The organism is Enterococcus sp. 3H8_DIV0648 (assembly GCF_002140655.1).
Lineage (GTDB): Bacteria > Bacillota > Bacilli > Lactobacillales > Enterococcaceae > Enterococcus_A > Enterococcus_A hulanensis.
This window is the reverse complement of record NZ_NGLG01000001.1, coordinates 3,248,674-3,254,912: the sequence shown is the minus strand read 5'-3', so window position 1 is coordinate 3,254,912 and position 6,239 is coordinate 3,248,674. Positions and strand designations below refer to the sequence as shown.

The following is a 6,239-nucleotide window of genomic DNA, read 5'->3' as shown; positions in this document are numbered from 1 at the left end:
ATTTTGAACCATTCAAGAGTATGATAATTTTAGAAACAACAGAAAACGGATACATTACTGACAGGAGCGAATTGACATGAAAAAATCAGACGTGCAAACGAAACCATTAACCGAACGACAAATCTTCTCCATAAAACGCGACAACCTTGAACGTAAAATCATCAGCTACTTCGAGCATTCTCAGAATGTTTCGGCTGTAATCGAGTACGCTGTGGCGATCATGGTGCGAAATACATTGATTCTCAGCGACTATTCCTTTATGTTTCAAGACTTGATTTGCGAATTGCTGCTGACCGCTAAGCCTAGTAATACGCTGCGCAGATACTGCTATTATTTTAAAAACTACTTTAGCGATGAGAATGACTGGCAAAAAGTCATCAATCGCTTGTTTAAAAATCAAAAGGAATTTCAGCATTTTACCAAAGAAGCTCGCTTATATAGTAGATTTTTGACCACCCCCGGCACCAGTACCCGCAAATATCCTGACCTTGAGCTTCGTCTGATCTCGATCTTTGAAGACGCGGCTGGTAAAAAGCATCGAATGTCATTGCGTGACATGGATGAAACCTACACAAGAGCGCATACCTCAAAAATTTTAGAAATCCTGACGACGTTGAGCGTTTTTAAAAAGGCAGACGGGACAAGACGCTTTGCGAAATTCATCAAAACTAGCCGTCCAGGCTCAAAGGATACTTTCGATGATGATGGGTGGCCGGAAGAGCTGCAGGGGGAGTCTGTCCAATTCGTTGATGCCGAGTTTTCTGAGCCAGATCCGATCGAGATCGTTGTTCCCGCAGATGTTGATCCAAGCGGCTTAAATGAAAGCGACGTGTTGGCCTTGGTTCAAGCAGCTCATCCGGAAATCGACAGTATAGAAAATATCCCTGTCGCCTTTGTTGAAGAAGTACCCGCAGACTCTCCATCTGCAGAACAGCCGCCCGTGATAGATGAACCGCTGTCTTGGCCTGAAACTGACGCAACCGCCATTAAACCAGAGACTGTTAAAGCCGCCGCTTCGCCGACACCTGCCAAAAAACCGAAAAAAAAGAAGCCCAACACAAGTAAGCTGGCCTATAGAATGAATTTGATCGATAACTGGCTAAAACGGCATACCAAAGAATAAGACCTGAAAAATCGCTTCATTAACAAAGGGTTATTTAGTGCGCCAAATTTCAGCGGCTGATCCGGCCGATAAAAAAACTGCCGAACTGAGAAATTTCTCTCAATCCAGCAGCTTATTCAGCCTACACTTTTTTTCTTAAAACACTCATGCCGATAGTCCCAATAATTCCCAGCCCGATTAGAGACAGAACAAGCGAACCTGTTCGTTTCTCACCTGTGGCAGGTAATTTCTTTGCACTTGCTTGAGACTGACCAGTATGAGGTAGTGTTTTTGGTGTGCCCGTGGTCGTTCCGCTATTGCCAGATGGGGCTTGGCCGCCGTCTTCATTCGTTGTTTCTTCTGCCGGCGCAGCTTTTAGGTAGACATAGGTGATTGTCTGCTCCTCTGCTTGATAGGTTCCCTTCGCATTTTTCGGTGCTTCTTTGACCTTCCAGCCGTCAATCGTTTTTGCCGTTGTTTCGTATTCCTTGCCAATGGTACCGATTTGTTGTTCGGCAGGCGCCAGCTCTGTGCCCGCTTCATCGACGTATTGAATCTTGATCGCGCCTTTGTTTGAATAGATATACGTCACGATCTGCGGCTCTGCATTATACTTCCCGGCGACATTGCCGCTTGTTTCCTTCCATTGATAGCCTTTGATTTCTTTCTGCTCAGTCTGATAAGCTTCCCCGACTTCCCCCTGCGTTGTAACAGGATCGGCTAATACTTTCCCCCCATCGCTAAGGTAATTAGCGATCACTAGACCCTTTTGCTTCTTATATATAACGGTAATATCTTGCGCCTTCTCTGTGTATCGCGCCTCTTTAGTTAATCCCTTAATTTCTTTCCAGTGATAACCAGAGATTTCTTTGTCCATCATTTCGATCGGCAAAGGTGTCCCAACTGGTTGTTCATCGGTATAATCCTCAGCCAGTTTCTTGCCCGCTTCATCTTGATAATGAATCGTCACTTTGCCTTTCTGAACATCTTTCTCATAGACATACGTCACCTTTGTAATGCCCGCAACGTATTGGCCGCTTTCAGCGCCGATCACTTCTTTAAAGCTGTAACCTGCAATATCTTTTTTCACAGTTGTATATGAGTTGCCGATTTCTGCGATCGTCACTTCGCTATTTAGCAGCGGATGACCGGTTTCATCTTGATACTCTACGATCAGAACACCTTTTTCAACGCCAGTCCCCTTTTTCGCATAGGTCAAGGTCACTTCTTGATCTTGAACCGCATACTTTCCGCTGACCTTCCCTTCGATCCCCTTCAAAGTATAGCCATCGAATAGTTTCACTTCTGCCGTATAGATATCGTCAACATCTCCTGTCAACTCAACATCTGGACTCAGCGGTACGCCATCCTCATCTTGATAATGAACGATCACTTTCCCTTGCTCCGCGGGATTCTTGGTATACACATAAATCACTTGGGTAATCCCTGACACATATTTGCCAGCAGCAGCCCCTTGTACTTCTTTAAATGTATAGCCCTCGATATCCTTTTGAACCGTGGTGTAATCACTGCCGATCACACCCGACGTCATCTCATCACCTGCTAACGGTCTTCCTGATTCGTCTTGATATTGTGCCAGCACGGTGCCTTTTTCTTTGGGAACCTTAATGTAAATCAAGGTGATTTCCTTCGCCTCATCGCTAAAGATACCGGTGATCGAATCGCCTTCTTTTACACCAGAAAAAGCATATTCATCGATTTCTTTGATTTCTGCATGATACGAATCGCCTAATGCGCCGGTCAAGGTGACATCCGGGCTGATTTGGACCAAATTCTTATTTTCATCATAGGTCATATAATGAACGATGACCGGCTCTGATTTTTTCCAAACAGCATACAGCGTTTCATTGCCCTTAGGAATCGTAATGGCTTGACCCGCAGCTAAATTAGCATCCGGTTCTTTGGCATTCTTATCCTTGGACCAGCCCGCAAATTGATAGCCCTCTCGTGTTGCCTTCAAATCTGTACCGGCTGGAATCGTTTGATTCAAATCCTTGTAACCGACTTGGTAATATTTTTCCGGCTGCGTGCCTTCATAATAGATCGTGCCTTCATATTTCGGCAGCACCGTTCCTAGATCAAAGATCCCGCCATTGCTGTCGTATTTGATCCAATCGATCTCAATGGCGCCAATGTCCGCTTTCGCTGACCGCGGCAATCCTCGTTGATCTTCATTCACTGCCCGAAGATTATCTACCTGATCATCCGCCAATTTTTCTGGTGCAATCGGAACTGTTGGTAAAATGATCGCATCGCTTGAAGTTCCGGCTTTGATTTTATTGTAATTATCGACTAAACCAACCGGAGCTGTTCCAAAAACATCTTCCATCGTTACCGAAGTCGCAGTGCCGTTATCATAGCCGAGGTTTGATTCGAGATTCCCAGCACCATCAACCCTGCCATCGGCAATATTTTTTTTGCTAGCTGTTCGTGATTTGTTGCCAGCAAATAGATTATTCGCGTAACGTCCCGCTGAATAATTCAATCCATAGCCAGAGCTTCCGATCGCCCCGCCATCGTATACCGCTACGTTTTCAACAAAACTATTGTTGATATAATCAACTGCAGCTCTCCTGCCTTCTAACGGTCCGCCATTTGCGTAAATCTGGATCGCTCCGCCATTATTCGCTGAAAGATCCTGCCCTAAAGCTTTGTTTTGGTAAAAAGTATTATTGATAAAGGTCGCAGCACTTGAGATGTTGTCATTCGTTTGAATCAAGATCGCCCCGCCGTCATCACCAGCGACATTACCTACAAATGAATTGCCAGCAAACAAAATATCCGTGCCATTCACCGTATTGAAAAACGCGATCGCTCCGCCATCTGCTAATTTAGCTTTTCCGCCGCCAGAAACATTCTCGACCGATTTATTGCCTTCAAAATAATTATTCTTGAAGGTGAATTTCGCTGAGGCGCTTGGTTGGAAGAAGTAGATCGCACCACCCTCACCGCCGACATTTCCGGTTCCCGCCTGAAGTGTTTCATTGGCAATAAATTTAGAATTGGATACTTTGAAATTCGCTGAGTAGCCTTTACAGGCAATCGCACCACCAGAATATCCCGATGCATTGTTCACGTTGTTTGAGAACGTAGAATTATTGATCGTCGTATTTCCAGCTGTATAAAAGGCGCTGCCATCGTCGTATCCGCGAAAATTATTGACTACGGTATTTTCTAAAATGAACTCGCCCTTGTAGCCTGAGACGGATAACGCTCGAGCATTATTCCCCAGTCCTTGCAGATTAAAGTTTTTCAACGTCAATGTGGAGCTCGCTGTCCCAGTCCCGCCGCCGTAAGAAAACAACTGCTTTCCTGTACTGGATTGAATCGTCTTGCCCTCACCGTCAACTTCTACTTGATACGGTGATTCAGCTAACCCGATCGTGGCGCTGAGGTCTGTTGGGAAGGCACCGCTCAATGTGACCCGCCGATTTTCTGGCGCATTCTTCACTGCATCCTGCAGCTCAGCTACCGCATCGACTGCCACTTCATCCGCAAAAGCCGTCTGTCCAGCTGCCCCTAAAATAAAAACACTTAACATTGAAACAAATAAAATAGTCCATTTGTCCTTCTTCATTCTCATTATCCTCACTTTTCCTTTTCAATCCTCACTAGCATTAAGAAACAATCGTTATTTTTAATGTAAATCAGTCCGATATGTATCTATGAAACAATTAATCCAAAAGGATTCAACATTGTTTGTAGATTCTTCAATGCTTTAAATACTTAATCGATTCCACTAACTTAAAAGTAACTAATTTTTAATCAATTTAATAATCATTGTAATTTATAAAGAGATTATATTCAACTGTTATTAAGGATAAATTATTAAAAGATTAATTGAACGAATTCATTTTCTTGTTTTTCAGATTTATTAATACTTAATACAAAAAAATACTATTAGTGGTTTTGAAGAAAGAGAAAAGAATAAGCTGAACAGATCTTCTAAGGATCAGTTTTGAAGAATGGAAAGCAGCAAAATCGTTATCTTTGATTCAAACGCTTCAAGTAACGATCCTTGCATTAACAAGTCGCAGCGAGTGCATCTTTTTTGCGACAAAAAAACTCTCCCAAAAGACAGAATTCACCTATCCTTTGGAAGAACTTGCTGTTGGCTGTTAGTTTAAAAAATGCAACGTTATGGCTAAACGATTACAAAACCATCGAATATCAAACAAAGAAAAACGGAGTGGATCTCTCCACTCCGAAAAAGTCTAACTTTTATAGTTTGATTAATCTACAATCAAACAGTTTAATGATTTGCTGTATTCTAGGACAACCGTTTTGGCTATCTCTTGATCAATCTTTCCCTCTTCTTCTAATTGATTGATCAACTTTACAACCGTATCATTTTCCTTTCTTTCATTCACTTGAATTTTTTGGATCAATTTATCCAATCTTTTTCGAATCGTTGGATAGCTAGTTGAGTAAGTTTCAGCCAACTCCTTTATTGAACCTGAAGCTAGTATAAATTTTTTTGTAAAGTTGATTTCTTCCTCATTCAGTTCCGAGAACCAGCGAGGAATATTTTCTTGATTCATTGGGTAACCTCCTATTTTTCATTATTTCTAATCTTCTTCTCTCTTCCCAGTAGTACCAGACTACTGAAAATGAAGATTATTCCTATCCATATATATCCGTGATTTATTACGCTGCCTGTTTTAGGCAATGATTTTTTCGTTGATCCATTTTCTGTGTAGTTTCCAGCAATAAAAGTACGTGTATTCGAACCGCCGCCAGTTGGGGTATTTTGATTACCAGCCCCACCTAGACCACCTTTAAGTTCGTCGTCATCATTTTTCGTTGATTCCACCGTTGAATCGTTGCTTCCGTCCTTGCTTGATGATCCATCCGTTGAATTGCTACTGCTGCTTGTTGATTTATCAGTCGAGCTGTTACCGCTGCTTGACGATTTATCGGTCGAGTTACCGCTATTGCCGCTTGATGACGATGAGCCTGTCGAACTGCTGCTACTGCTGCTTGTTGACGATTCGTCTGTTGAGCTGCTGCTTTCGTCCGTACTGCTTGATGATTCATCTGTTGAACTGCTGCTTTCGTCCGTGCTACTTGATGATTCATCTGTTGAACTGCTGCTTTCGTCCGTGCTACTTGATGA

At 42.8% G+C, this 6,239-nt stretch carries 4 protein-coding genes; 1 reads left to right on the top strand and 3 read right to left on the bottom strand.

All coding sequences use genetic code 11. The features are described from left to right. The first annotated feature begins 76 nt into the window (after positions 1 to 76). On the top strand, positions 77 to 1,123 hold the full coding sequence (locus tag A5875_RS15005) for a hypothetical protein (protein ID WP_088934332.1): 1,047 nt from the start codon (positions 77 to 79) through the stop codon (positions 1,121 to 1,123). A 121-nt stretch (positions 1,124 to 1,244) separates the two neighbouring features. Here A5875_RS15005 and A5875_RS15000 read toward each other — a convergent pair whose 3' ends face one another. The 3 genes from A5875_RS15000 to A5875_RS14990 form a co-directional block, all read right to left on the bottom strand. Then, a complete protein-coding gene (locus A5875_RS15000; protein ID WP_088934331.1) occupies positions 1,245 to 4,700 on the bottom strand; it encodes a MucBP domain-containing protein in 3,456 nt (1,151 codons plus the stop codon). 655 nt (positions 4,701 to 5,355) lie between these two features. Continuing rightward, positions 5,356 to 5,664, bottom strand: coding sequence for a DUF2089 family protein (locus tag A5875_RS14995; RefSeq protein WP_088934330.1), 309 nt, complete (start codon positions 5,662 to 5,664; stop codon positions 5,356 to 5,358). A 226-nt stretch (positions 5,665 to 5,890) separates the two neighbouring features. Then, positions 5,891 to 6,239, bottom strand: a 349-nt coding sequence (locus A5875_RS14990; RefSeq protein WP_217809350.1) for a hypothetical protein, incomplete at its 5' end; no start/stop codon positions are given.

Excerpts from the sequence above, each read along its gene's own strand:
- A5875_RS15005 (WP_088934332.1), top strand. The coding sequence starts at position 77 with ATGAAAAAATCAGACGTGCAAACGAAACCATTAACCGAACGACAAATC.
- A5875_RS14995 (WP_088934330.1), bottom strand. The coding sequence starts at position 5,664 with ATGAATCAAGAAAATATTCCTCGCTGGTTCTCGGAACTGAATGAGGAA.
- A5875_RS15000 (WP_088934331.1), bottom strand. The coding sequence starts at position 4,700 with ATGAAGAAGGACAAATGGACTATTTTATTTGTTTCAATGTTAAGTGTT.